Annotated in this window: 19 protein-coding genes and 1 other RNA gene; 9 read left to right on the forward strand and 11 right to left on the reverse strand. The window is 64.5% G+C overall.

The window, feature by feature from the left end:
• Window positions 1–121 precede the first annotated feature (121 nt).
• Window positions 122–1,483, forward strand: coding sequence for a gamma-glutamyl-gamma-aminobutyrate hydrolase family protein (locus JMY28_RS08905; RefSeq protein WP_201695527.1), 1,362 nt, complete (start codon window positions 122–124; stop codon window positions 1,481–1,483).
• 273 nt (window positions 1,484–1,756) lie between these two features.
• Window positions 1,757–2,524, forward strand: a complete 768-nt coding sequence (locus JMY28_RS08910; protein ID WP_201695528.1) for a DUF2968 domain-containing protein — start codon at window positions 1,757–1,759, stop codon at window positions 2,522–2,524.
• A 113-nt stretch (window positions 2,525–2,637) separates the two neighbouring features.
• Here JMY28_RS08910 and JMY28_RS08915 read toward each other — a convergent pair whose 3' ends face one another.
• Both JMY28_RS08915 and JMY28_RS08920 read right to left on the reverse strand, forming a co-directional pair.
• Window positions 2,638–3,789, reverse strand: a complete 1,152-nt coding sequence (locus tag JMY28_RS08915) for a hypothetical protein (protein WP_201695529.1) — start codon at window positions 3,787–3,789, stop codon at window positions 2,638–2,640.
• Window positions 3,790–3,975: 186 nt separating this feature from the next.
• On the reverse strand, window positions 3,976–4,506 hold the full coding sequence (locus JMY28_RS08920; RefSeq protein WP_201695530.1) for a GNAT family N-acetyltransferase: 531 nt from the start codon (window positions 4,504–4,506) through the stop codon (window positions 3,976–3,978).
• Window positions 4,507–4,851: 345 nt separating this feature from the next.
• Between JMY28_RS08920 and tcuC the strand changes: the two genes are divergently transcribed.
• Entirely contained in the window at window positions 4,852–6,147 is a 1,296-nt protein-coding gene (tcuC, locus tag JMY28_RS08925; RefSeq protein ID WP_201695531.1) for an MFS transporter, read from the forward strand.
• A gap of 85 nt (window positions 6,148–6,232) precedes the next feature.
• Here the strand turns inward: tcuC and JMY28_RS08930 are convergent, their stop codons facing one another.
• On the reverse strand, window positions 6,233–8,182 hold the full coding sequence (locus JMY28_RS08930; protein WP_201695532.1) for a tetratricopeptide repeat protein: 1,950 nt from the start codon (window positions 8,180–8,182) through the stop codon (window positions 6,233–6,235).
• 142 nt (window positions 8,183–8,324) lie between these two features.
• Between JMY28_RS08930 and JMY28_RS08935 the strand changes: the two genes are divergently transcribed.
• The 3 genes from JMY28_RS08935 to JMY28_RS08945 all read left to right on the forward strand — a co-directional run bounded on the left by JMY28_RS08935 (window position 8,325) and on the right by JMY28_RS08945 (window position 11,527).
• On the forward strand, window positions 8,325–8,645 hold the full coding sequence (locus JMY28_RS08935) for an ArsR/SmtB family transcription factor (RefSeq protein ID WP_236596762.1): 321 nt from the start codon (window positions 8,325–8,327) through the stop codon (window positions 8,643–8,645).
• Window positions 8,642–9,712, forward strand: coding sequence for a cation diffusion facilitator family transporter (locus tag JMY28_RS08940; RefSeq protein ID WP_201695534.1), 1,071 nt, complete (start codon window positions 8,642–8,644; stop codon window positions 9,710–9,712). The genes JMY28_RS08935 and JMY28_RS08940 overlap by 4 nt, the downstream gene beginning before the upstream one ends.
• A gap of 120 nt (window positions 9,713–9,832) precedes the next feature.
• Window positions 9,833–11,527, forward strand: a complete 1,695-nt coding sequence (locus tag JMY28_RS08945) for an FAD-dependent monooxygenase (protein ID WP_201695535.1) — start codon at window positions 9,833–9,835, stop codon at window positions 11,525–11,527.
• Between the two features lie 40 nt (window positions 11,528–11,567).
• Here JMY28_RS08945 and JMY28_RS08950 read toward each other — a convergent pair whose 3' ends face one another.
• Genes JMY28_RS08950 through JMY28_RS08965 form a run of 4 tightly spaced genes read right to left on the reverse strand, consistent with a single transcriptional unit; the run spans window position 11,568 to window position 16,833 of the window.
• Window positions 11,568–11,807: a formate dehydrogenase subunit delta gene (locus JMY28_RS08950; RefSeq protein WP_201695536.1), complete on the reverse strand. Its 240-nt coding sequence runs from the start codon at window positions 11,805–11,807 to the stop codon at window positions 11,568–11,570.
• A 4-nt stretch (window positions 11,808–11,811) separates the two neighbouring features.
• Window positions 11,812–14,748 carry a formate dehydrogenase subunit alpha gene (gene fdhF / locus JMY28_RS08955; protein ID WP_201695537.1) on the reverse strand — a complete coding sequence of 979 codons (2,937 nt, stop codon included), beginning with the start codon at window positions 14,746–14,748 and terminating at the stop codon, window positions 11,812–11,814.
• A gap of 13 nt (window positions 14,749–14,761) precedes the next feature.
• Entirely contained in the window at window positions 14,762–16,321 is a 1,560-nt protein-coding gene (locus tag JMY28_RS08960; protein ID WP_201695538.1) for a formate dehydrogenase beta subunit, read from the reverse strand.
• Entirely contained in the window at window positions 16,318–16,833 is a 516-nt protein-coding gene (locus JMY28_RS08965; RefSeq protein WP_201695612.1) for an NAD(P)H-dependent oxidoreductase subunit E, read from the reverse strand. Before JMY28_RS08965 ends, JMY28_RS08960 begins: the two co-directional genes overlap by 4 nt.
• A gap of 130 nt (window positions 16,834–16,963) precedes the next feature.
• On the opposite strand from JMY28_RS08965, the gene JMY28_RS08970 reads away from it, so the two are divergent.
• Both JMY28_RS08970 and JMY28_RS08975 read left to right on the forward strand, forming a co-directional pair.
• Window positions 16,964–18,046, forward strand: a complete 1,083-nt coding sequence (locus JMY28_RS08970; protein WP_201695539.1) for a substrate-binding domain-containing protein — start codon at window positions 16,964–16,966, stop codon at window positions 18,044–18,046.
• Between the two features lie 112 nt (window positions 18,047–18,158).
• Window positions 18,159–18,425 (forward strand): hypothetical protein, encoded by a 267-nt coding sequence (locus JMY28_RS08975; protein ID WP_201695540.1) that lies wholly within the window; start codon window positions 18,159–18,161, stop codon window positions 18,423–18,425.
• Between the two features lie 197 nt (window positions 18,426–18,622).
• On the opposite strand, the gene ssrA is transcribed toward JMY28_RS08975, so the two are convergent.
• The 4 genes from ssrA to ompA all read right to left on the reverse strand — a co-directional run bounded on the left by ssrA (window position 18,623) and on the right by ompA (window position 21,484).
• Window positions 18,623–18,992: a transfer-messenger RNA gene (gene ssrA, locus JMY28_RS08980) on the reverse strand.
• 126 nt (window positions 18,993–19,118) lie between these two features.
• The gene (locus JMY28_RS08985) at window positions 19,119–19,841 is read right to left on the reverse strand and encodes an HAD-IA family hydrolase (RefSeq protein ID WP_201695541.1); all 723 of its coding nucleotides are present in this window, start codon (window positions 19,839–19,841) and stop codon (window positions 19,119–19,121) included.
• Between the two features lie 86 nt (window positions 19,842–19,927).
• The gene (gene ubiG, locus JMY28_RS08990; protein WP_201695542.1) at window positions 19,928–20,626 is read right to left on the reverse strand and encodes a bifunctional 2-polyprenyl-6-hydroxyphenol methylase/3-demethylubiquinol 3-O-methyltransferase UbiG; all 699 of its coding nucleotides are present in this window, start codon (window positions 20,624–20,626) and stop codon (window positions 19,928–19,930) included.
• A 213-nt stretch (window positions 20,627–20,839) separates the two neighbouring features.
• A complete protein-coding gene (gene ompA / locus JMY28_RS08995) occupies window positions 20,840–21,484 on the reverse strand; it encodes an outer membrane protein OmpA (protein ID WP_201695543.1) in 645 nt (214 codons plus the stop codon).
• A 563-nt stretch (window positions 21,485–22,047) separates the two neighbouring features.
• On the opposite strand from ompA, the gene gyrA reads away from it, so the two are divergent.
• Window positions 22,048–24,657: a DNA gyrase subunit A gene (gene gyrA, locus JMY28_RS09000; RefSeq protein ID WP_201695544.1), complete on the forward strand. Its 2,610-nt coding sequence runs from the start codon at window positions 22,048–22,050 to the stop codon at window positions 24,655–24,657.
• The last annotated feature ends 93 nt before the right edge of the window (window positions 24,658–24,750 follow it).

Raw genomic sequence — 24,750 nt, forward strand, 5'->3', positions numbered from 1 at the left:
CGAACCGCGTCTTGTGTCACGGGATGTGAGCAATTGTGTGCGGGGGTGGCGGCGACGTGCCGCGCGACGGATAATCAAAGCTTGTTCATTCGTTCGCGCGCCGCGCGCCTGACCCCACGTCATGAGCGATAACAAATCAGACCACCCCGAGGTCCCTGACGGCGCAAGCCGTCCTGCCGATGCCGGTCCTGCCGGCGCCGCCTCGTCCACTCCTCCCGCCGGCCCTCCCGGCGCTTCTGCCAGTTCTCCCTCTGCATCGACCACCGCTTCGCCCTCTGGGGAAGCCGCGCAACGCGCTTCGACCGATGCGCCCGAAAGCGCTTCGACCGTGACGCCAGGCGCCGGGCAGGCGGCAGCGGCTTCTACGTCGGGCGAGCCGATGCCGGCGCCGGCCGGCACCACGCCGAGTATTCCGATCAGCGAAACGGCCGAGGCCGGCAAGTCCGCGCCTGCGCCGGCCCCGCATACCGAACCGGCGAGCACTAGCGAGACGGCAGCGTCTGCTGCGCCGCAACGTCCTGGTGCTGCGCCTGCCGGCTTTGGCCAGGCGCCCGACTTCACGGCACATCACCCGCCGCCGCCCGGCGCCATTCCGCCGGAACCGCCGCGTTATCTGCGCGCAAGCGATTCGGCTTGGGCCGTGTTCGGCCGCATCATCGCGGCGCGTGCGCGGCAAATGTTCGACCGTGCCGGTCAACGGATTACGCAGCGCACGCTGCGCATAGGTGTCTCGGCGCGGATCTTCCACCCGGAGCCGGGCGCACAAGGGCTGCGCGGCAAGACGCTGCAATACCTTGAGGAATCGATCGCACACTGGGTGATGTCCCGAGGCGTTATCGTGTTCATGATTCCGACGGTCGGACACGAGGGCATGCTGCATCCGAGCAATATCCGCCTGCGCGATTACGCGAAGCATCTCGACGGCCTGTTGCTCCAGGGCGGCGCCGACGTCTCGCCGCAGACGTACGCGGAGGTCTCGCCACGCCCCGAATGGCCGGGCGACCGCGTGCGCGACATGTACGAACTCGAACTGCTGCATGAATTCGTCGAGTCGGGCAAGCCGGTGCTGGGCGTGTGCCGCGGCTGCCAGCTCATCAACGTAGCGTTTGGCGGCACGCTTTATCAGGACATCGCGTCGGACGTTCCGACAGCCGGCGTGCACGTGAGCGAGCATTACGACCAGCATCGTCACTCGGTCACGTTCCCGGAGGGCTCGACGTTCGCGACCATGTTCCCCGGACGGCGCGAGGCGATCGTCAACTCGATTCACCATCAGGCCGTGAAGAACCTCGGACGCGACCTGACCGTCGAGGCTGTTTCGGCGGGCGACGGGCTTATCGAGGCGGTGCGTTACCGGCGCTCGCCGTTCGTCGTGGGCGTGCAATGGCACCCCGAGTTCCACCGCGCTGGAGGCCCCGAAATGCTCGATTGCACGCCGCTGCTCGACACCTTCTTGCGAACCGCGCGCGAAACGCGCTTTTGATTGCAAACCGCGGGCAAAACGCAACGCGTCACGGCGACCCGCAGCAACCCCGTTCTCGCCGCGCGCAACCTGCGCGCGGCGTTTTCATTTCGGTCTTCTTCCTCGGCGTCCTACGCGCCTTGGGCCTTTTCTGTTCTCGATCGGCACGCTTCCTACGTAAGACTCGTCCTAATCTTCCTATTCCACTGCTTATCCAAATTTAAACTTCGTTTTTGAGATTTCCCGGCGGCGATAATGAAGGGTTACTGAGAATCCTGAATGGAATAGGCAGGTATGAAGCACTCAATCACGTTGCGTCGTGTGATGCTCAGCGCCGCAGCACTCATGCTGCTCCAGCAGGGCACGACGGCATGGGCCGGCATGCCGGCCGACGCGGCGAACGCGGCCGACGTGTCTGGCGCAGCTGGAGAGCGTGTGCCGCTGGCGGGTAGCCGCCCCTCGCTTGGCAGTTTGACGCCGCAGCCGGCCGCCGCGTTGCCGCCGTCGGGCGATATGACCAACGCGGGCGAGCAAGCCAGCGCCGGCGCCGTGCAAGGTGACGTTGCCACGCTCATGCAACTGATTCACGACGCCCAACTCGTCGAACTGCGTACGACCTATAACGCGAGCTATGGCGCGAGTCTCTTCTTCTACCCGCCGGAGATGACGTACTACGTCGTACTGTTTCAGGACAAGCACTTCTGGCGTGTGATCCGTTCGCAGGACGAAGCACGTTCAGAGGCGATCTATGCAGACTTCGTGCGGCAAACCGAGCAGCTTTCCCAGGTAGAAATACGCCGTACGGAGCTCGAGGCGCAAAAGAGGTTCATCGAGCGCGTGATCGCAATGTCCGAAGAACGCGCGCGCCGCCTGCAGGCCGATCTCGCCATCGCTCGCACCCAGCAGGCGCGAGTCGACGACTACCAGCGTCAGGCGCAGGGCGACGCAGCGGCGCTCAACGCGCAGAAGGCCCAGGCACAGGCGCAATTGCGCGAACTGCAGAGGCAAGTGGACGCACTGCAGCGCGCAACGGAGGCAGGACTGCCCGGAGTGCGGCGCTGAGCGTTGCGGGGCAGCATTTCGCCCCGCCGGCGGAGCGCTTCCCCTGCAATCTACAAAAAAGCCCGGCAAATGCCGGGCTTTTTCTATGGTGCAACGGCGGGCGGACCCTCGGATTACTTTGCGAACCGGTCCGGCACCTCGGTGATGCGACGTTGCGAAACATGATTCACCCATTCCGTACTGTCGACCGGGGCGGCAGGCGAATTCGATACGCGTGCCGGGGCGTACGTTTTCGCATAGGAAAGGATGGACGCGTATTCGTCGGCGGGATTCGCGCCGGTTTGCCGTGGCGAATAGCCTTGCGCTTGCGAGTAGGCGCCATGCGCGCGATGTGACGTCACCGGTCCCGCTTCGCGATATGGCGCAAACGTGCGGATGTCGCGACGCGGTGTCGTACCGCGTTCTGCAACGCGCTGACCGCTACCGCGCTTGACCGCACGCTCGTTGCCGCGAGCTTCGCGCTGGACCAGTCTCGCAGGCGCTGCGGGCTGCGCACGCGTGCTGAAATCGGATTTCGTGTGTGCTGTTGCCACGGCCCGCGAAGGCTTGCGAGTATCGACGACTGTCGTTTGGGGTGCCTGCGTGGGCACTGCCACAGAAGCTTGCGCTGGCTTATCCACCGTGCGAGACAAGACTGCGGCGGGCATAGGCGCCGCGGTGCTGGACCGCTTTATGGTCCCGGTAGTGCCGTGCTCGTGCTGTGCGCGCGCTTCGGCAAGACGCTGCGAGGTGTCATGACCCGCGCTCGCATTGGAGCGTGGGGAAGCGTTGCCGGTTGCGCCTGGTGAATCGTGTGGTGCATGACTCGCGACGATCCATGCGAGCAGTGCGGCGCCGCCAATCGCAACCGCGCCGCCTGTGAGCTTGCGTGGCTGGAACGGCGGTATGTGGTTTGGCGCGTGGCCTGGCGAAACCCCAGGTGTGCTCCGCGCATTGGCAGCGCGCCCGGCTTGCGGATTACCGGCGGTTTCCCGCGCAACGGACCCCACGGAAGCAGGCGGAGCAACAGACGCGGCAACGGGCCTGGGCGGCTGCGGAGCCTGGCCGTGATCGTTGCCCCAGCCGACCGCCGCACGAAACGCTTCGGCGCTCAGGCAAACCGTGCGCATGACGGCCGCATAGAGCGCGCGCAGTTCAGTACGCAGGCTGAAATGCGGAGGCGTTAGCGCCCATTCCCGACCAAACGACGCGGGCAAACGGGCAAGCGGGCGAATGTGCGGCAACGCAAGCGTGCCTTCGACTTGAACGAACGGAAATGTTGACATCGATCTCTCGCAACCCCGGTTTGGCGACGGCGCCGGGTGGCAATGTCATCGGCGCGCGCGTGTTGATGGGTCGCCTGCGGCGCATGCAATTAAAGGGATGCCGCTGATGATAGTCGTCACCATTGCGCCGTTCTATCGGAAATGTCTTAAAAGCCGGGGGTCTTTGCGCTGCGCCAGGAGCGCGTGTCACTCGCCGTCGAGCCTGTACACGTAACGCAGTGCCGTGATGTCGATGCCGCCCATGCGATCGGGTTCCGAGCCCGAATAGGTCCAGCCCTGGCGCTCGTAGAACGCGATCGCGGGCGTGTTGCCGTCGAGCACGTACAGGTAAAGCTGCGTCTCGCCCTGGGCGCGCGCCCAGTCCTGCGCCGCACGCATGAGCCGCTTACCCACGCCAATGCCCTGATGCGCCGGCAGCGCATGAAGATTGTCGAGCAGCACACCCCAAGGAGAGCCCGGCTGGCGCTCGACGCACACGAAGCCCACGGCCGCCCCCGACGCAAGCTCGGCGATCAGCACGAGACGCCGGTCGCCGCCTGGCGCCTCCATGCGTGCGCGCCAGTACGCCGAGCGCTCGGCGTCGACTTCGCGTTCGAGAAACGCGGCGGGCAGCAGCGCACGATAAGTGGCCTGCCAGCTTGCGGCGTGCATGGCGGCGAGCAAGGGAGCATCGGCAACGGTGGCCGGGCGCAGCGTAAGGGCTGGGATTTGGGTCATGCGGATGGAAGACGTGTGGGCGTCCGGATCAAGGCGCGCGTCGGGGGCCGCGCGCCGAGCCCTGCTGCGAAGTATTGTGCCCCAATCGAGGACACTCGCGGCGGGCGCGCCAGAGTGAAAGCGTGACGAATGACGTTAGTAATACATATGAAAGAAATGTTCGATGTTGACGCTTTTTGCTAGCCTCTTTTAAGGAAATGCCCGAATATCTGACTCCCGGCGTGTACCGCACAATAAAACACCCGCGCGTGCGCGCCCGCGCGACCCTCGCTTTACCGCGGGTGATTGTTTTTCACTGTCCCGCGAGCCGCACTGGCTTCCCGGACAGTCTCTTCAGAGAATGTCATGTCTACCGCGTCCCACGCATCCCCAAGCGAATCAAAATTCCGGACAGTTTTCCGCGTCGTCAGCGGCAACTTCCTGGAAATGTACGATTTCATGGTCTATGGCTACTACGCTTCGGCGATCGCCCGGACCTACTTCCCCAGTGACAATGCGTTCGCTTCGCTGATGCTCACGCTGTCGGTGTTCGGCGCGGGCTTCCTCGTGCGTCCGCTCGGCGCCATCGTCCTCGGCGCGTACATCGACCATCACGGCCGCCGCAAGGGCCTGATGCTCACGCTCGGCCTGATGGCGTTCGGCACGCTTGCCGTTGCCGTCGTGCCTGGTTACGCAACCATCGGCATACTCGCACCGGCTCTCGTGCTGCTCGGGCGCTTGTTGCAGGGCTTCTCGGCGGGCGTGGAACTGGGCGGCGTCTCGGTTTATCTCTCCGAGATCGCGACCAAGGGCAACAAGGGCTTCTACGTTTCGTGGCAGTCGGGTAGCCAGCAGGTCGCCGTGGTGTTCGCCGCGCTGCTGGGCGTGCTGCTGCATCGTCTGCTGCCCGTCGAGCAAATGACGAACTGGGGCTGGCGCGTGCCGTTCCTCATCGGCTGCCTGATCGTGCCGTTCCTGTTCATCATTCGCCGCTCGCTCCAGGAAACGGAGGAGTTCGCCAGGAAGAAGCATCGTCCGTCGATGGGCGAAATCATGGCGTCGATGGTGCAGAACTGGGGTGTCGTGGTCGCCGGTATGGGCATGGTCATCATGACCACCGTGTCGTTCTACCTCATCACTGCCTACACGCCGACTTTCGGTAAGGAAGTGCTCAGGTTGAACGAGTTCGATACGCTGCTCGTCACGGTCTGCATCGGCTTGTCGAATCTGTTCTGGCTGCCGGTTTCCGGCGCGGTTTCGGACCGTGTCGGCCGCCGCCCGATGCTGATCACCTTCACCGTGCTGACGATCCTCACCGCGTATCCGACGGTGCAGTGGCTCGTGGCTGAACCGTCGTTCGGCCGCCTGCTCACGGTCGAACTGTGGCTGTCGTTCCTCTACGCGTGCTACAACGGCGCGATGGTCGTGGCGCTCACGGAAGTCATGCCCGCCGACGTGCGCACTGCCGGTTTCTCGCTCGCCTACAGCCTCGCGACGACGGTTGGCGGCTTCACACCGGCGATCGCGACGTACCTCATCCACGTGAGCGGCAACAAAGCTGCGCCGGGGGCGTTGATGGGCGTGGCGGCCGTGTGCGGCCTCATCGCGACGCTCGTGCTCTATCGCACGCCGGAAGCGCGTAATCAGTACAAGGCGGCTTGATCGGGCGAAGCTGTCATCTCGCTACGAAAGCAATAAAAACGGGGCGCTCAGGCGCCCCGTTTTTTTGTGTCGCTTATTGTGCCGCTTACGCGTCGCGTAACTCACGCGCGACCGTTTCCACGACTTCCGCCCATGCATGCGGGCGCGGCTGGCGTACGAGGCGGGCGCGTGGGTACCAGGGGCTTTCGTCGGTATCCGCGAACCAGCGCCAGTCCGCGGCGAACGGCAGCATGACCCAGAGCGGTGCGCCAAGCGCGCCCGCGAGGTGGGCGATCGAGGTGTCGATCGACACGACGGCGTCCAGACGTTCGATGACAGCCGCGGTATCCGCGAAATCCTGCAGCTTGCCGCCGAGGCGGTGGATCGAGCGCGAGCGCGGATGCGCGTCGAGCGCCGCGTGTTCCGCGGCGCTGAGCTCGGGCTGCAGCACGATCCAGTCGATACCTTCGAGCGCAAAGAGCGGTTCGAGCGCGGCGAGCGCAATCGCGCGGTTCTCGTGTTTCTGGATGCGTCCGGACCATGCGAGTCCGATCTTGCGGCGCGCCTGGCCGCCCAGCGAGCCGCGCCATTTACGCCCGTAGGCGGGGCTGGCGTTGAGGTAGGGCGTGCGCGCGGGCAGCGTGTCGACGCTTGTGCCGAGCGCGAGCGGTAGCGAGAGGAGGGGGCAGTGCAGGTCGACGGCGGGGCGCGGCGCACCCTGCTCGACGAGCGTGACGTGCCAGGCTTCGGCGACGGGCGCGATAAGCGGCACGAGCGCGCGCTGCACTTCGAGCACGACGCGCGCGTTGCCCGAGCGCGCCGCGGCTGCCGCGACGAGCGGCACGAAGCGCACAAACTGAAGCGTGTCGCCGAAACCCTGTTCGGCCTCGATCAGCAGCGTGCGGCCGTTCAGGGGCTCGCCGTGCCAGCGCGGCAGCGTGCTTTGCGTCGTGCGCGGCGCAATGGATGCAGCCTGTGCGTTCACCGGCAGGGGCAAGGCATAGCCTGCGCCGCGTGGTGCGTTGGCGTGCGCCTCGTCGCGCGCGGCCGGATCGAGCCGCCATTCGTATTCGGGCAGTCCGCGCCGGAAGTCACCGAGCGTGAGCCACGTGAGCGCGCGATTCAAATGCGCGGCGGCCAGATCGGGCCGCACGCGCAGCGCTTCGTCGAAGGCGCGCAGCGCGGCCGCATGCCGACCGAGTGCGTGATGCGCCACGCCGAGCGCGAGCCACGCGAGAGCGAATTTCGGATCGAAGCCGATCGCACGCTCGTAGGGTCCGATGGCTTTGTCGTGGCGGCCGAGCGCGGCAAGCGCATTGGCAAGCCCGAAGAGGGCCGGCGCAAAGTGGGGCTGCAGCGACAGCGCCGTTTCGAAGGCGGCGACGGCCTCGCCGTGATGGCCGGTCGCATCGAGCGTGTTCGCAAGATTGAAATGTGCGGCGACGAAGCGCGGCTGCACGCGCAGCGCCTTCTGGAAATGTTCGATCGCGCTCGCGCTGTCGCCAAGCGCGTTGAGCGACATGCCGAGGTTATTGTGCGCCCCCGCATGGCCCGGGCGGATCTTGAGCGCGCGGCGAAACGAGTCCGCGGCTTCGGCATGGCGGCCGAGCGCGTGCAGCGCGTTGCCGAGATTGTTGTGCGACGAGGCGTCGCCGGGCTGCAGGCGCACGGCCTGGCTGAACGCGTACATCGCGTCCTCATGTCGACCGATCACCGCATAGGCGTTGCCGAGGTTGTAATGCGCGAGCGCAAAAGCGGGCGCGAGCGTGAGGGCGTTGCGAAATCGCTCGATCGCGCCTTCCAGTTCGCCGAGCGCCTTCAGCGCGTTGCCCAGGTTCAGCTGGAGCGCGGCGTCGTCGGGGCGCAAAGCGACCGCGCGGCGCACGAGGTCCGCGGCTTCGGCGTGCTGGCCTCGCTGATGCCGTAGCACGCCGAGCAGATGCAGCGCATCGACGTGCACGGGATCGGCGGCGAGCGTCGCGCGATAATCGCGCTCGGCGTCGTCCAGCCGGCCGTCGCGATGTGCGGCGTACGCGCGGACAAAAAGCTGTTCCATGACTGAAGAAGCAAAAAGATCGAGACACAAAGGCGGCATTTTCCCACACTCGCGGACCCGGTCCCGAAGTTCGCCTGAGTTTGACTCGAATCCGTTGCTGAACTAACATATGAACACATATTCATATGTATCGTATCCATTCATGACCCTGGTTTCCGACGACGAGCGTGTCGTCCCGCTCGCCGACCTCTTCCGTTTGCTTGGTGACGCTACGCGCCTGCGTATCGTGCTCGCCTGCGTTCAGGACCGGCTCGCCGTGGGGGCGATTGCCGACACGCTCGGCTTGTCGCCGTCGCTCGTGAGCCACCATCTGCGGCTCTTGCGCGCCGCGCGCATCGTGCGCGCCGAACGCGAGGGCAAGCAGGTGTTCTATGCCGCCGCGGACGCACATATCAGCGCGATGATCGCCGGCATGCTGGAACACGTTGCCGAGCCCTCGGCGCAATGGCCGGAGGGCGCATGAGTGCCGCTGACCACGAGCACGCGCATGGCGCCAAAGGCGCCCGGAACCACGAGGACGAGCGCGAACATGACCACGATCACGGCCATGCGCACGACGATGCCGGCGTGCACGACACCCACGCGCCGCACGGGCATGGTCACGCGCACGGCCACCATCACCATCATCACGCGCCCGTCGCCGGGCACGGCCGTGCGTTCGCCATCGCCGTCGCGCTGAACGTATTCATCGTCGTCGTACAGACGGTGTACGGCGTGCTTGCGCATTCCACCGCGCTGCTCGCCGACGCCGGCCACAATCTCTCCGATGTGCTCGGTCTGCTGCTCGCCTGGGGCGCCGCGTGGCTCGCAACACGCCGCCCGTCCGCGCGCTTCACGTTCGGGTTCGGCAGCTCGTCGATTCTCGCCTCGCTCGCCAACGCCGCGCTGCTCCTCCTCGCGTGCGGCGCGATCCTCGCCGAGGCGCTTGGGCGCCTGCTCCATCCTGCGCCGGTCGCAGGCTTCGACGTGTTCGTCGTCGCGACCATCGGCATGGCGGTCAACGGCTTTTCGGCGTGGCTTTTCATGCGCGGGCAAAAGGACGACCTGAACATTCGCGGCGCATTCCTGCACATGGCCGCCGACGCCGGCGTGTCCGCCGCCGTGGCCGTGAGCGGACTGGTGATTCTCGCGACCGGCCAGAGCTGGATCGATCCGCTCATGTCCATCGCGGTCGTGTTCGTGATTCTGTACGGCACCTGGGGGCTGCTGCGCGAGTCGGTACGGCTAGCGCTCGCCGCGGTGCCCGAGAACGTCGACATCGTGCGCGTGCGCAGCTTCCTCTCGCAGCAGGAGGGCGTGGTCGATGTGCATGACCTGCACGTCTGGGCGCTTTCGACCACGGGCTGTGCGCTCAGCGCGCATCTCGTGATGCCGGCGGGGCATCCCGGCGACGCCGCCCTCGATCGTATGGTCGAGTCGCTCGAAGTGCGCTTCGGCGTGAGGCACGTCACGCTACAGGTGGATCTCGGCACGAGCGAGCATCGCTGCGCACTGGACATGCCGGACGGCGCACATCGGCACGCGCACTGAAGCGCGGCAATTTGCAGCGCGACTTGTCGAGCCATTCAGGTCGCTTTTGATGCGCTGCCGCGCGACCGCTTGAGGCGCGGGCGATACACTACGTATCGTGTCGAGCGCAAGGAGGTCTGCATGGCCGTGGCTTCTTCTCTCGCGCCCGTGCTCATCGTGGGCGCGGGACCCACCGGGCTGGCCGCCGCGATGAGTCTTGCGCGCGCGCATATCCCCGTGCGGCTGATCGATCGCGCGCCGCAGGCAGGACGCCACTCGCGGGCGATCGGCATTCAGGCGCGCACGCTCGAACTGTTCGAACAGCATCGCATCGTCGAGCCGTTTCTCGAGCTTGGCCACCGCGCGCATATCGCGAATCTTTATTCGAACGGCCAGCGCCGTGCGCGGCTCGACTTCGATCCGCTCTTCACGCGTTATCCCTATTTGCTCTTCATTGAACAGACCGTTACCGAGCGCATTCTCGCCGGGCATCTCGCAACGCTCGGCGTGGAGATCGAGCGCGGCTGCGAGTTGCTGGAGTACACCCAGGGCTCGGCTGGGGCGAGCGCAGAAGTGCGCCGCCCTGATGGGCGCGTGGAGTCGCTGCGCTGCGCTTACGTGATTGCCGCTGACGGCGCGCATAGCACTGTGCGCCATCGCCTCGCCATGAAGTTCGACGGCGAGACGATGACGCAATCGTTCCTGCTCGCCGACCTGAGCGCGAGCACGCCCTGGTCCGACGACGAGTTCCACATCTTCGCCTCGGGCGAGGGCCTCGCCGCGCTTTTTCCGTTCGGTCATGGCCGCTACCGCCTGATCGCCGATCACAAGGCGATGCTGCCCGCCGCGCCGGAAGGCACGATCCCAGTGCCGACGCTGGAAGAATGCCGCGACATCATTCAGCAGCGCGTGCACCACCCGGTGTCCGTTTCTGACATGAGCTGGGCGTCCTACTTCAGCGTGAACAGCCGCATGGTGCGGCAATTACGCGTGGAGCGCACCTTCTTTGCGGGCGACGCCGCGCACGTGCACAGCCCCGCCGGCGCGCAGGGCTTGAACACGGGCATCCAGGAAGCCTTCAATCTGGGCTGGAAGATCGCGCGTGTGCACGCGCGCGGCGCGCCCGAGCGCCTGCTCGACACCTATCACGCGGAGCGTTATCCGATCGAGCGGCTCGTGCTGCAGCAGACGAGTTTCATGACGCAACTGGTGGAGGCCGATCACGGTCCGCTCAAGCTGCTGCGCGAGCGCGTGATGCCGGCGCTCGTCGCGCTCGGGCCGCTGCGCGACGCGGCGCGCCAGGCGGTCAGCGAGTTGTCGATCCAGTATCGCCGCAGTCCGCTCACGCTCGAGCGCGTGCTGGACGGCGGCCCGCGCGCGGGCGAGCGCGCCCCGGACGCATTCGTGCGCGTGGTGGACGGTCCGCTAGGCAAGGCGCCGGGCAAGGGGCGCATCTTCGATCTGCACGACCCGGCGTGCTTCTCGTTGTTCCTGCTGGTCGATGGCGATGCCGATTCCGCGGGCGCGGCGGCAAAAAACAGCGCAGAAGCGAGCGCGACGCTCAAGCATTTCACCGAAGCCATCGAGCGGCTCTTTCCGCAAGCGCTGCGGGTATGGTGGATTGCCGATCTCGCCAACGGCGAGACGCCGCTGGCGGGCGAGGGCGCGGCCTCGCTAAGCGAATCTTACGGGCGCACGCGGCCCGCGTTTTATCTGGTGCGGCCCGATGGCTATATCGGCGCGCGGGGACGGCCCGCGTCGGACCTCAATGCGTTGCTGCGCCACTGTGAGACGTGGTACGCGGCAGCGGGATTCGCGCAGGCACCGCCCGTCTGAGCGACCCGGCGGCGCCTTGCGCGTGATGCAACGGCCTGGCTCAGGCCGCCGCGGGCGCCAACGCCTCGCGATACTTGGTGAGCGAGGCGAGCACGATTTCCGTGAAGCCTGCTTGCTCGCGTTCGCCATCGAGCGCCGCGAGCAGCGTGCGGCGCATGCGCGGCTCCCAGAACTTGCGGATGTGCTCCGCGATGCCCGTGAGCGCTTCCTCGCGATCGGGCAGCGAGTCGAAGAACATGCCTATCTGGTTCGCCATTTCGATCAAGTGATCAGCTTTCATCGCCTTATTTCCCTGAGGTTGTAAGCGGTTCGCGCTTGCTCAGCAACTCGAGTTGGGTCGTGTTGAAGCGCGAGTATTCGCGCTGCCATTCCGAGGGCTGCTGCACGTGGCTGACCTGCACGGCCGTCACCTTGTATTCCGGGCAGTTCGTGGCCCAGTCGGAGGCATCCGTGGTGATCACGTTCGCGCCCGATTCGGGGAAGTGGAACGTCGTGTAGACCACGCCCGGCTGCATGCGCGTGCTGACCTTTGCGCGCAGCACCGTATGTCCCGCGCGCGATTCGATGCCCACCCAGTCGCCGTCGCGAATGCCGCGATCTTCGGCGTCCACCGGGTGGAGCTCGAGGCGGTCTTCTTCGTGCCAGCGCGAGTTCTCGGTGCGGCGAGTTTGTGCGCCCACGTTGTACTGCGAAAGGATGCGGCCCGTCGTGAGCAGCAGCGGGAAGCGGCGCGTGACCTTCTCCGGCGAGGCGATGAACTTCGTGATGACGAACTTGCCCTTGCCGCGCACGAATTCGTCGATGTGCATGATCGGTGTGCCTTCGGGCGCTTCCTCGTTGCAAGGCCACTGGATGCTGCCCATCTCGTCGAGCTTCTTGTACGAGACGCCGTGGAACGTAGGCGTCAGGCGCGCGATCTCGTCCATGATCTGCGACGGATGCGTGTAATCCATCTCGTAGCCGAGCGCGCGAGAGAGCAGGATCGTCGCTTCCCAGTCCGAGTAGCCGGCGACCGGCGGCATGACCTTGCGCACGCGCGAGATGCGGCGTTCGGCGTTGGTGAACGTGCCGTCCTTTTCCAGGAACGACGAGCCCGGCAGCAGGACGTGCGCGTACTTCGCCGTTTCGTTCAGGAAGATGTCCTGCACGACGATGCATTCCATCGACGAAAGCGCGGCCGCCACGTGCTGCGTGTTCGGGTCCGACTGGACGATGTCCTCGCCCTGGCAGTAAAGGCCCATGAAGGTGCCGTCGAGCGCTGCCTCGAACATGTTCGGAATCCGCAGGCCCGGCTCGCTTTGCAGCCCGACCTGCCAGGCGTCCTCGAAGAGCGCGCGCACGTTCGCGTCGCCCACGTGCCGATAGCCGGGCAACTCGTGGGGGAACGAGCCCATGTCGCACGAACCCTGCACGTTGTTTTGGCCGCGCAGCGGGTTCACGCCGACGCCTTCGCGGCCGATGTTGCCCGTAGCCATCGCGAGGTTGGCGATGCCCATCACCATGGTCGAGCCTTGCGCGTGTTCCGTGACGCCGATGCCATAGTAGATCGCCGAATTGCCTTGCTGCGCGTAGAGACGCGCGGCGGCGCGAACTTGCTCAGCCGGCACGCCGGTCACTTCGGCCATGGCTTCCGGCGAATTCTCCGGCAGCGCGACGAAGTCGCGCCATTGCTCGAATGCGCGCGTTTCGCAGCGTTCGGCCACGAACGACTCGTTCACGAGCCCTTCGGTGACGATCACGTGCGCGAGCGAGTTGATCATCGCGACGTTGGTGCCCGGGCGCAGTTGCAGGTGATGTTCGGCCTTCACGTGGGCGGTATCGACGATATCGATGCGGCGCGGATCGACGACGATCAGCTTCGCGCCCTGACGCACGCGGCGCTTCAGGCGCGAACCGAACACGGGGTGACCGTCGGTGGGGTTCGCGCCGATCACCATGATCACGTCGGAGTGATCGACCGAGGCAAAGGTCTGCGTACCCGCCGATTCGCCGAGCGTCGTCTTCAGGCCATAGCCGGTGGGCGAGTGGCACACGCGTGCGCAGGTATCGACGTTGTTGTTGCCGAACGCGGCGCGCACGAGCTTCTGCACGAGATATGTTTCCTCGTTCGTGCAGCGCGACGACGTAATGCCGCCAATCGAATCGCGCCCGTGCTTTGCCTGGATGCGGCGGAACTCGCTCGCGGCGTAGTTGATTGCTTCGTCCCAGCTCACTTCGCGCCACGGATCGGTGATCTTCGCGCGGATCATCGGCTTCTTGATGCGGTCCTTGTGCGTGGCGTAGCCCCATGCGAAGCGGCCCTTCACGCAGGCATGGCCTTCGTTCGCCTGGCCGTTCTTGTGCGGCACCATGCGCACGACTTCGTTGCCCTTCATCTCTGCCTTGAACGAGCAGCCCACGCCGCAATAGGCGCAAGTCGTCACGACCGAGTGTTCGGCCTGGCCCAGCATCACGACGGTTTTTTCCTGCAGCGTGGCGGTTGGGCAGGCGGCCACACAGGCGCCGCACGACACGCATTCGGAGTCCATGAACGATTCGCTCGCGCCGGCGGCGACACGCGATTCGAAGCCGCGCCCGGCGATGGTCAGCGCGAACGTCCCTTGCGTCTCTTCACACGCGCGCACGCAACGATTGCAGACGATGCACTTCGAAGGGTCGTAGGTGAAGTACGGGTTCGACTCGTCCTTCTTGTCTTTCAGGTGATTCGCGCCGTCAAAGCCGTAGCGCACTTCGCGCAGGCCCGTGACGCCCGCCATGTCCTGCAGTTCGCAGTCGCCGTTGGCGGGACAGGTGAGGCAGTCGAGTGGGTGATCGGAGATGTACAACTCCATCACGTTGCGGCGCAGCTTTTGCAGCTGATTGCTTTGCGTGCGCACCTTCATGCCCGCTTCGACGGGCGTCGTGCACGAAGCGGGATAGCCGCGGCGCCCTTCGATTTCCACGAGACACAGGCGGCACGAACCGAACGGTTCGAGCGAATCGGTCGCGCACAGCTTGGGCACGTTGATGCCGGCCTCGACGGAGGCGCGCATCACCGAAGTGCCGGCCGGCACCGTGACGGACTGGCCGTCGATTTCGAGCGTGACGTCGACATCGGCGTGGACGAGCGGCGTGCCGAAATCGGTCTCGTCGAAGGGCGAGCGTTGCTTCTTTGCTGCCGATTTGCAGGCGCAATTGCCGGAACCGCAACCACCGGCTTGGGACATGAGCGTGTCGGACATGGTGGTTCCTCGTTCAGGCGGCTGCTGCCGGAGCAGCGACGGGTTCGAGACCGAAATCTTCAGGAAAATGGTTGAGTGCGGAGATCACGGGGTAGGGCGTCATGCCGCCCATTGCGCATAGCGACCCGGACACCATCGTGTCGCACAGGTCGCGCAGCAGCGTGACCTGCTTCTCCGACGTGTCGCCCTTGCGGATCTTCGCGATCACCTCGACGCCGCGCGTCGAACCGATGCGGCAGGGCGTGCACTTGCCGCACGATTCGAGCGTGCAGAACTCCATGGCGTACTGGGCGAGTTCGGCGAGATTCGACGTATCGTCGTGCACGACGAGGCCGCCGTGGCCCACGACCGCGCCGACTGCCGCATACGCTTCGTAGTCCATGGGAATGTCCCACTGGCTCTCGGGCAGATAGGTGCCGAGCGGGCCGCCCACCTGTACCGCGCGCGCCGCTCGCCCGCTGGCGGTGCCGCCGCCGTACTCGACCATCAGCTCGCGCAATGTCACGCCGAACGCAAGCTCGACGAGCCCGCCGCGCGCGATGTTGCCCGCGAGCTGGAACGGCAGCGTGCCGCGCGAGCGGCCCATGCCGAAGTCCTTGTAGAACGCTGCGCCTTTGGCAAAGATGATCGGCACCGTGGCGAGCGTGATGACGTTGTTGATGACCGTGGGCTTGCCGTAAAGACCGGAAAGCGCGGGCAGCGGGGGCTTCGCGCGCACGATGCCGCGCTTGCCTTCGAGCGATTCGAGCAGCGCCGTTTCCTCGCCGCACACGTAAGCGCCCGCGCCCTTGGCCACGAACAGCTCGAAGCGCTTGCCGCTGCCGAGCACGTCGTCGCCGAGCCAGCCCGCCACACGCGCGCGCTGGATGGCTGCCTCGAGCGCCGCGATCGAATGCGGATACTCGCTGCGCACGTAGATATGCCCAACGGTGGCGCCCACCGCGATGCCCGCGATCGTCATGCCCTCGATCAGCACATACGGGTCGCTTTCCATGACGAGGCGGTCCGAGAACGTGCCCGAATCGCCTTCGTCGGCATTGCAGACGATGTACTTCTGATCGGCTTGCGCATTCGCGACCGTGCGCCACTTGATGCCGGCCGGGAACGCCGCGCCGCCGCGGCCACGCAGGCCCGACTCGACGAGCGCTTCGCAAATATCGGCGCCGGTCATCTTCAACGCCTTGCGCAGTCCTTCGAGGCCGCCGTGAGCGACGTAGTCGTCGGTGGAAAGCGGGTCGGTGATGCCGATGCGCGCGAACGTGAGGCGCTGCTGCTTGCGCAGATACGGAATCTGCTCCACGAGCCCGACGCTGCGCGCGTGCTGGCCGCCCTGCAAGAAGCCGGCGTCGAAGAGCGCGCCCACTTCATCGGGTTCGACGTTCGCGTAGCCGACGCGGCCGTCGGGCGTTTGAACTTCGACGAGTGGTTCGAGATAGAGCAGACCGCGCGAGCCGTTGCGCACGAGCTCGATGCTCGCGCCGCGCGCGGCAGCCTCACGTTCAATGGCTTCAGCGATGGCATCCGCGCCGAGCGCGAGGGCCGAGGAGTCGCGGGGTACGTAGACGCGTGTCATGCCGCCTCCTCGGTGCGAGCGACCGCCGTCATGGCGGCGGCAAGGAGCTTGTCGAACTTCTGCGGAGTCACTTTTGCGTGCAAGGTGCCGTTAATCATCATGGCGGGCGAGAGCGCACATTGGCCGAGGCAATAGACGGACTCCAGCGCGACCGGACCTTCGTGCGCATGCGCGTGTTCGGCGTCGTGCCCATGTTGTCCGAAACGGCAGCCGGTATGCGCCTCGACATGCTGCGCGAGCGCTTCGCTGCCCATGCTTCGGCACGCCTCGGCACGGCACAGCTGGACCGTAACCGGCGCGGGTGGCGCAGTGCGGAAGTGGTGGTAGTAGGTGATCACGCCGTGCACCTCGGCGCGCGAAAGATTCAGCGCCTTCGAGAGCGGCACGACCGTGGCCGGCGGCACGAAGCCGACTTCGTCCTGGATCGCATGCAGGATCGCAAGCAGCGTGCGGCCCGGTTGCGAGTGACGCAGGACGAGATCGTCCGGCGTGCTAACAGCTGTCTCTTCCATCATGGGGCTTCTCCTGGGCATATATGCACTTGTTATTCATAAAGTGTGCATCTATGCTGCGGTTGTCTTGTTGTCTGACCGAACAATAGGCCTGCGGAAAGGCAGACGCAATAGGAAGGAAAATTTCATAATGATCAAGGTCGAATGCCATGCGCAGCTCGTTGTGCGCGACGCTGAAGGTCGCGAGGCAAGCCTGACGGACGTTGTGCCGTTGCTTGCGCTCGTCGCCGAAGAAGGAAGCATTGCGCAGGCCGCGCAGCGTAAGGGTTTGTCCTATCGCCATGCGTGGGGCGTTTTGCGTGAAGTGGAGGAGCGCCTGGGGGGCGCGCTGATCGCGAAGGCACGCGGTCGCGGCTCCGTGCTCTCCGAACTGGGCGAGGCTGTGCTGCGCTCGCAACGCCTGTGCGTGGAACGGCTCCAGGGTAACCTCGAGGCGCTGGCGAGCGAGGTGGCGAGCGACCTGAACCGCTGGCTCGCCCCCGACGCGCAGGATCTGCGTATTCACGCTTCACACGGCTACGCGGTGGCGGCGCTCGTGACGGCACTCGTCGCCGACCAGGTGCCCGTGGAGATCAAGTACCGTGACAGCGTCGATGCGATCACGGCGCTCGCGCGCGGCGAATGCGATCTCGCGGGCTTTCATCTGCCGCGCGGCGACTTTCGGGCCGCCTGTGCCAACGCGTACCGCAGCTGGCTCGATCCCCAGCGGCACGTGCTCGTGCATCTCACGCAGCGCAAGCAGGGGCTCTTCGTCGGGCGCGGCAACCCGAAGCAGGTCACGGGTCTGGCCGACCTCGCGCGTGGCGATATCCGCTTTGTGAACCGGCAGCCGGGCTCGGGCACGCGCATGCTGATCGATCTGCTGCTCACACGCATTGGCGTCGACCCGGAGCGCGTGAACGGCTATGCGTCGTCGGAACTCACGCATTCGGCGATCGCCGCATTCGTGGCGAGCGGCATGGCCGACGTGGGCTTCGGTGTGGAGCCGGCTGCGCACCATTTCGGGCTCGATTTCATCGAAATCGCAGACGAAGACTACTATTTTGCGTGTGATCGCGGTCATCTCGCACACGAACCGCTGGCGACCGTACTGGGATTGCTGCGTGGCGCCGGCTTCCGTGCGTCGGTTGCGCAACTGGAGGGGTACGATCCGGCGGCCTGCGGTGACGTAGTGGAACTCGACGCCGCATGGGGCCAGCCGCGAGCGTTGTAATAGAAGGCAACGTATTGGCCGGACTACGCTGCAGACTGAGGCGCTTTTTGTGATACTTTCAGTTCGTATTCGCTCTCACGTTTCAGATGCGCGCTCGTCGCGCCGGTCGACCATGAAATTTGTCCTCAAAGTTGGTGCTGCTGCCGCTACGGCAGCGGCGTTGTTGGCTACGTTCAACCTTGCCTTTGCGCAGAACTCCCCAGGCGTCCCTGGCGGCATTCTGAGCGATCAGTTCAAGTTCAACGAGCATCCGCAAATGCAGTTCGCCGCTTCGGCGCCTTCGGGCAAGTATCAGCATGGCAAACCGTCTGCCGAGCGCAAGCGCGGCGATCTGGGCGATCCGAACGGCTGTAATCTGCAGTGCCCGCAGGACAATTAACGGCGTAAAGGCGCGGGTGGCGGTTGCATCGCCTGCGGAATGAAGAAAAACTCGCGAGGCCCGAACGGGCTGTCGCGAGTTTTTTATGGGCGCTTTGCCGGGTTGGCCGGCGTCAGGACGGCGCGGAAAGCAAAAAGCCCCGACAGCCTTGCGGCGGCGGGGCTTGAGTCCGTTCGTCGTGAACGACCGGAAATATCTGGTGGAGCCGGCGGGAATCGAACCCGCGTCCAGAAGCAGTCCATAACCAGTTCTACATGCGTAGTTCTGTCATTTGATTTAACCGGAGCGACGCGGACGAACACGCTGCGCTACGGCGATTCACTAAATTTTCGACCTTGGCGTCATGACGCCACCAAGGCTTAACTGACGTAAATGACCTCTGGCGGTATTGCTACCGGTCTTGCGACGCTAGCCCGTCAGTGAGCCAGGCAGAGGACGGCGGCCCTTAGGCTGCCAGTGCGAACGTTTCGTCGTTTGCAGTTACGTTTTTCCCATTGATTAACGAGGTGACGGGTCCTCGGCATGCCCTGATTACTTCATAACCCCTGTCGAAACCAGGTCGGCCCCAGAGGAAGGAACAATTATCCCATAGTTCGCGATATGAGGCGAACCGCGCCCGGTTCAAGGGCGCGCGGAGCTGTCGCCGGGCAAAAGCCGCTTGCACGTTCGGCTTTTAGTCCGCCTTACGTCGCCTCAGGCCGGCTTGCCGATGTGCTGAAGCAGGGCGAACAGCGTCGCCGGGGTGTCGGCGACATATTGCGCATTCCACTGCGAGGGCGGCACGTCGTTACCGCAGTAGCCGTAAGCGGCGGCGATCGTCGCCATGCCCGCAGCCGCGCCCGCTTGCACGTCACGCAGATCGTCGCCGACATACACCACACGCTGCGGCCCAACGCCGAGCACCTCGGCCGCGTGCAGCAACGGCGCGGGATGCGGCTTGGAATAGGGCGTCGTGTCGCCGCTCACCACGCAGCTTGCGCGCGTGTCCAGATGCATCAGTTTCACGAGCGGCTCGGTGAGGCGTGCGACCTTGTTTGTCACGATGCCCCAGCGAACGCCGCGCGCGTCGAGGTCGTCGAGCACGGCGTCGATCCCTGCGAAGAGCGCCGTCTCGACGCGCAGATTGGCCTCGTAATTGGCGAGAAATTCCTCGCGCATGGCGGCGAACTCGCGATCGTCAGGGCCGATCCCGAACGCGCCGCCAATCAGGCCGCGCGCGCCCGCCGAAGCGAGCGGACGCAGTTTCTCGAGCGGCGCGGGCACGAGGCCGCGTGCATGGCGCATCTGGTTGACGGCGGCCGCGAGATCGGGGGCCGTATCGGCGAGCGTGCCGTCGAAGTCGAACAGCACGGCGTCGCAGGCGGCGAGCGCTGCGGCGCTGTCCGCGGCAGATTGGGCGTTCGTGGGTGAGTTCATGTCTGGAAACGATGGCGCGGCGCGCCGGTGTGCAGGAAATGCCGCCGGAGCAGGGTGGTCCGGCGGCACCGATCGCGCAAGCGCCGTCAGGCGTCGCGCCGACAGGCGATCATGTAATTGACGCTGGAGTCGTTCGAAAGCGCGAAGTGCCGCGTGAGCGGGTTATACGTGATGCCCTTGATCTCCGCGACACGCATGCCGGCGTCGCGCACGAACGCGGCAAGCTCCGAGGGGCGGATGAAGCGCGCGTAGTCATGCGTGCCCTTGGGCAGCATCTGCGCGATGTATTCTGCGCCGATCACGGCGAGAAGATACGACTTCACGTTGCGATTGAGCGTCGAAAAGAATACCCAGCCGCCAGGCTTCACGAGCGTTGCGCAGGCCTTCACGACCTCGGCGGGCTCCGGCACGTGTTCGAGCATTTCCATGCAGGTCACGACGTCGAACGACGCAGGTTCGCGTGCGGCGATGGCTTCGGCGGCGATCAACTCGTAGTCCACCGTCACGCCGCTCTCGAGGCTATGCAGGTCGGCTACGCCGAGCGCCTCGCGCGAAAGGTCGATGCCTTTCACGGTCGCGCCAAGCCCCGCCATCGATTCGGAGAGGATGCCGCCGCCGCAGCCGATGTCGAGGACGCGCTTGGACGGCAGATGCGCATGCCTGTCTATCCAGCCGAGGCGAATGGGGTTGAGTTCGTGCAGCGGCTTGAATTCGGCGTTCGGGTCCCACCAGCGATGAGCGAGATCGCTGAATTTCTGCAGCTCGTGGGGATCGGCATTCGTCATGTCGTGGCAGCCTGAAGCGCGGTGCGGGTCGGAAAGAATAAACCCCGAGTATATAGGCGGGTGCCCAGGGCGGCAAAATGCCACGCTGCGCCGTAAACCTTTCCAAAACGATAAAGCCGCGCGGAGACAGGCGAAATGAAAGAAGGTAAAGCGCGGGATAAAAAAAGCCCCGCCGAAGCGGGGCTTTTGAGGCTTGCGGTCGAAAGCTCGCGATTACTGCTTTTGCGTGCCGACGACTTCGACTTCCACGCGACGGTCCGGTGCGAGGCAGGCGATGAGAGCCTTGTGGTTCTTCTGGTTGCAGCCCGTCGTAACCGGGTTGCGCTTGCCCTTGCCTTCCGTGTAGATACGCTCTGCCGGAACGCCCTTGCTGACCAGGTACGACTTGACGGCTTGCGCACGGCGCAGCGACAGACGGTCGTTGTAGGCAACCGAGCCGATACGGTCGGTGTAGCCCGTCGCGACGACGACTTCGAGGTTCAGAGCCTGGATCTTGCTTGCCAGGTCGTCCAGCTTTTCCTTACCAGCCGGCTTCAGGATGGCCTTGTCGAAGTCGAACAGGGCGTCAGCCTGGTACGTGATCTTCTGGCTGCTGATGGCCGGCGGCGGCGGAGCGACCGGCGGCTGCGGTGCCTGGGCGACCAGGGCGCCATCGCACTTGGCGTTGGCGGTGGCCGGCGTCCAGAATGCATCGCGCCAGCAAAGCTCGTTCGTGCCGTTCATCCACACGTATTCGCCGGTACCATTCACCCAGTTGTCATTGACGGCTTGTCGCGACGCCGGCACCGATTGTGCCTGAGCGGATGCAGCCACAACTGCGGTAGCTGCAATGAACGCGAGCTTTGAAAGTTTATTCATATTTCTCCTCTCGAAATTGAGATTACCGCAGGTTTACTGCGAGCCATATGACGAAGACAAGTCATACATTGCTCGAAGTATAACATTGGCAAGTTGTGGGGAACGCTTTGCGTTGTGTAGACTTCGAGCAGTGTCTAACTTTGTGCGTTGGCATTTTGCCATATCGTTCCCCTCCGACGATAAAAAAAATCCGCCCCTTTCACTGCGGCTTCTCGAACGTGGTACGCCCGCAACAAAAAAGTTCCCGTTATTTTACCTGGTAGTGCGCCTGGGTAGTCGGTGCGTCACACATTGTCATCCAAATCGGTGGCGATGCATCTGATTCCGGTTCGCACTGCGGCGTTTGCGCCACGCTCAAGGCGCTTTTGAGCGCTTCGGCTTCACTCCTCTAATAGGTATACGCAGGCGGCGGGCGAGGGTGTCGTGCATGGTAGAATCGCGTGATGCGCTGCGTCCGCGGCGTCCATGCGACAGCTGGGCGTCTCGCGGTGAATGCAGCGACCTTCGCTCTTCCAGTTGGGGCGAGGCGCTAGCACACCGTGTGCCCAAATAAGACATCGATAATGGATCAATTCGCCAAAGAGACTCTGCCAATCTCCCTCGAGGAGGAAATGCGCCGCTCGTATCTCGATTACGCGATGAGCGTAATCGTCGGGCGGGCACTTCCGGATGTTCGTGACGGCCTCAAGCCCGTCCATCGGCGCGTGCTCTATGCGATGCACGAACTGAATAACGACTGGAACCGCGCTTACAAGAAGTCGGCGCGTATCGTCGGCGACGTCATCGGTAAGTACCACCCCCACGGCGATACGGCCGTCTACGACACGATCGTGCGGATGGCGCAGAGCTTCTCCCTGCGCTACATGCTGGTCGACGGCCAGGGCAACTTCGGCTCGATCGACGGCGACAACGCCGCCGCCATGCGATACACCGAAATCCGCATGGCGAAGATCGGCCACGAACTGCTGGCCGACATCGACAAGGAAACGGTCGACTTCGGGCCGAACTACGACGGCAGCGAAAGCGAGCCGCAGATCCTGCCCGCGCGCATTCCGAACCTGCTTATCAACGGGTCGTCGGGTATCGCGGTCGGCATGGCCACGAACATTCCGCCGCACAATCTCAACGAAGTTGTCGACGCTTGCCAGCACCTGCTGAAGACTCCGCAGGCAACGATCGACGAGCTGATCGAGATCATTCCCGCGCCCGATTTCCCGACCGCCGGCATTATTTATGGCGTCGCCGGCGTGCGTGACGGCTATCGCACCGGCCGCGGCCGCGTGGTGATGCGCGCGACTACGCATTTCGAGGAAATCGATCGCGGTCAACGCATGGCGATCATCGTCGACGAGTTGCCGTATCAGGTGAACAAGCGTTCGCTACTCGAACGCATTGCCGAGCTTGTCAACGAGAAGAAGCTCGAAGGTATTTCCGATATTCGCGACGAATCGGACAAGAGCGGCATGCGTGTCGTGATCGAACTCAAGCGCGGTGAAGTGCCCGAGGTCATCCTCAACAATCTTTACAAGGCGACGCAGCTGCAGGACACGTTCGGCATGAACATGGTCGCGCTGGTGGACAACCAGCCGAAGCTGCTGAACCTGAAGGAAATGCTCGAGCATTTCCTCTCGCATCGCCGCGAAGTGCTCACGCGCCGCACGGTGTACGAACTGCGCAAGGCGCGCGAACGCGGCCACGTACTCGAAGGTCTCGCCGTTGCGCTCGCGAACATCGACGATTTCATCGAGCTCATCAAGGCCGCACCCACGCCGCCCATCGCGAAGCAGGAGTTGATGAACCGCTCGTGGGATTCGTCGCTTGTGCGTGAGATGCTCGCGCGCGCGGAGCAGGAGAACGCGGCGGCGGGCGGGCGCGAAGCCTACCGTCCGGAAGGGTTGAACCCGCAATATGGTATGCAGGCCGACGGCCTCTACCGTCTGTCCGACACGCAGGCGCAGGAAATCCTGCAAATGCGCCTTCAGCGCCTGACTGGCCTGGAGCAGGACAAGATCATCGGCGAGTACCGCGAAGTCATGGCGCAGATCGCCGACCTGCTCGACATCCTTGCGCGCCCCGAGCGCGTAACGACCATGATCTCCGACGAACTCACCTCGATCAAGAGCGAATTCGGCGATGGCCGCCGCTCGAAGATCGAGATGAATGCCACGGAGCTCAACACCGAGGACCTGATCACGCCGCAGGATATGGTCGTGACCATGTCGCACGCCGGTTACGTGAAATCGCAGCCGTTGTCGGAATATCGGGCCCAGAAGCGCGGAGGTCGCGGCAAGCAGGCGACCTCGATGAAGGACGACGACTGGATCGACACACTCTTTATCGCCAACACGCACGACCACATTCTGTGCTTCTCGAATCGCGGCCGCGTGTACTGGGTGAAGGTGTATGAAGTGCCGCAGGGCTCGCGCAACTCGCGCGGCCGTCCGATCGTCAACATGTTCCCGTTGCAGGACGGCGAAAAGATCACGGTCGTGCTGCCGGTCAAGGAATTCTCGGCCGACAAGTTCGTTTTCATGGCCACTGCGCTGGGCACGGTCAAGAAGACGCCGCTCGAAGCCTTTAGCCGCCCGCTGCGCAAGGGTATTATTGCGGTCGGCCTCGATGACGGCGACTACCTGATCGGCGCTGCCATCACCGACGGCGAACACGACGTGATGCTGTTCTCCGACGCCGGCAAGGCTGTGCGCTTCGACGAGAACGACGTGCGGCCGATGGGCCGCGAAGCGCGCGGCGTGCGCGGCATGCAGCTCGAAGACAATCAGCAGGTCATCGCGCTCCTCGTAGCAGGCGACGAGCAGCAGTCGGTGCTCACCGCGACCGAGAACGGTTATGGCAAGCGCACACCGATCTCGGAGTACACGCGTCATGGCCGCGGCACGAAGGGCATGATCGCGATCCAGACTTCGGAGCGCAACGGCAAGGTGGTTGCGGCCACACTCGTCGACTCGGAAGCGCAGATCATGTTGATCACCACCACGGGCGTTTTGATTCGCACCCGCGTGTCGGAAATTCGCGAAATGGGCCGTGCAACGCAAGGTGTTACACTCATCAGCCTTGACGAAGGGACGAAGCTCTCCGGACTGCAGCAGGTCGCCGAAGCGGACGCAGAGGCGGACGCCGAAGGTGAGGGCGAACCGGGCGAAGGCGAAGAGTGATGCGTCATCTGGGCCCGCAGAAGTGTGTTCAATCGATGCGCTTACGCGGGCTTTAAGGTGGGTTTCAGCGAACCTTGTTAGTGTCAGCTAAAT

It is taken from the genome of Paraburkholderia hiiakae (genome assembly GCF_904848665.1).
Lineage (GTDB): Bacteria > Pseudomonadota > Gammaproteobacteria > Burkholderiales > Burkholderiaceae > Paraburkholderia > Paraburkholderia hiiakae.

Bases quoted from the DNA above. Each gene is read 5' to 3' on its own strand.
- JMY28_RS08985 (WP_201695541.1), bottom strand. From the start codon at position 19,841: ATGAACTCACCCACGAACGCCCAATCTGCCGCGGACAGCGCCGCAGCG.
- JMY28_RS08970 (WP_201695539.1), top strand. From the start codon at position 16,964: ATGATCAAGGTCGAATGCCATGCGCAGCTCGTTGTGCGCGACGCTGAA.
- JMY28_RS08940 (WP_201695534.1), top strand. From the start codon at position 8,642: ATGAGTGCCGCTGACCACGAGCACGCGCATGGCGCCAAAGGCGCCCGG.
- tcuC (WP_201695531.1), top strand. From the start codon at position 4,852: ATGTCTACCGCGTCCCACGCATCCCCAAGCGAATCAAAATTCCGGACA.
- fdhF (WP_201695537.1), bottom strand. From the start codon at position 14,748: ATGTCCGACACGCTCATGTCCCAAGCCGGTGGTTGCGGTTCCGGCAAT.
- gyrA (WP_201695544.1), top strand. From the start codon at position 22,048: ATGGATCAATTCGCCAAAGAGACTCTGCCAATCTCCCTCGAGGAGGAA.
- JMY28_RS08950 (WP_201695536.1), bottom strand. From the start codon at position 11,807: ATGAAAGCTGATCACTTGATCGAAATGGCGAACCAGATAGGCATGTTC.
- JMY28_RS08975 (WP_201695540.1), top strand. From the start codon at position 18,159: ATGAAATTTGTCCTCAAAGTTGGTGCTGCTGCCGCTACGGCAGCGGCG.
- JMY28_RS08905 (WP_201695527.1), top strand. From the start codon at position 122: ATGAGCGATAACAAATCAGACCACCCCGAGGTCCCTGACGGCGCAAGC.
- ompA (WP_201695543.1), bottom strand. From the start codon at position 21,484: ATGAATAAACTTTCAAAGCTCGCGTTCATTGCAGCTACCGCAGTTGTG.
- JMY28_RS08910 (WP_201695528.1), top strand. From the start codon at position 1,757: ATGAAGCACTCAATCACGTTGCGTCGTGTGATGCTCAGCGCCGCAGCA.
- JMY28_RS08920 (WP_201695530.1), bottom strand. From the start codon at position 4,506: ATGACCCAAATCCCAGCCCTTACGCTGCGCCCGGCCACCGTTGCCGAT.
- JMY28_RS08930 (WP_201695532.1), bottom strand. From the start codon at position 8,182: ATGGAACAGCTTTTTGTCCGCGCGTACGCCGCACATCGCGACGGCCGG.
- JMY28_RS08935 (WP_236596762.1), top strand. From the start codon at position 8,325: ATGACCCTGGTTTCCGACGACGAGCGTGTCGTCCCGCTCGCCGACCTC.
- JMY28_RS08945 (WP_201695535.1), top strand. From the start codon at position 9,833: ATGGCCGTGGCTTCTTCTCTCGCGCCCGTGCTCATCGTGGGCGCGGGA.
- JMY28_RS08915 (WP_201695529.1), bottom strand. From the start codon at position 3,789: ATGTCAACATTTCCGTTCGTTCAAGTCGAAGGCACGCTTGCGTTGCCG.
- JMY28_RS08960 (WP_201695538.1), bottom strand. From the start codon at position 16,321: ATGACACGCGTCTACGTACCCCGCGACTCCTCGGCCCTCGCGCTCGGC.
- ubiG (WP_201695542.1), bottom strand. From the start codon at position 20,626: ATGACGAATGCCGATCCCCACGAGCTGCAGAAATTCAGCGATCTCGCT.
- JMY28_RS08965 (WP_201695612.1), bottom strand. From the start codon at position 16,833: ATGGAAGAGACAGCTGTTAGCACGCCGGACGATCTCGTCCTGCGTCAC.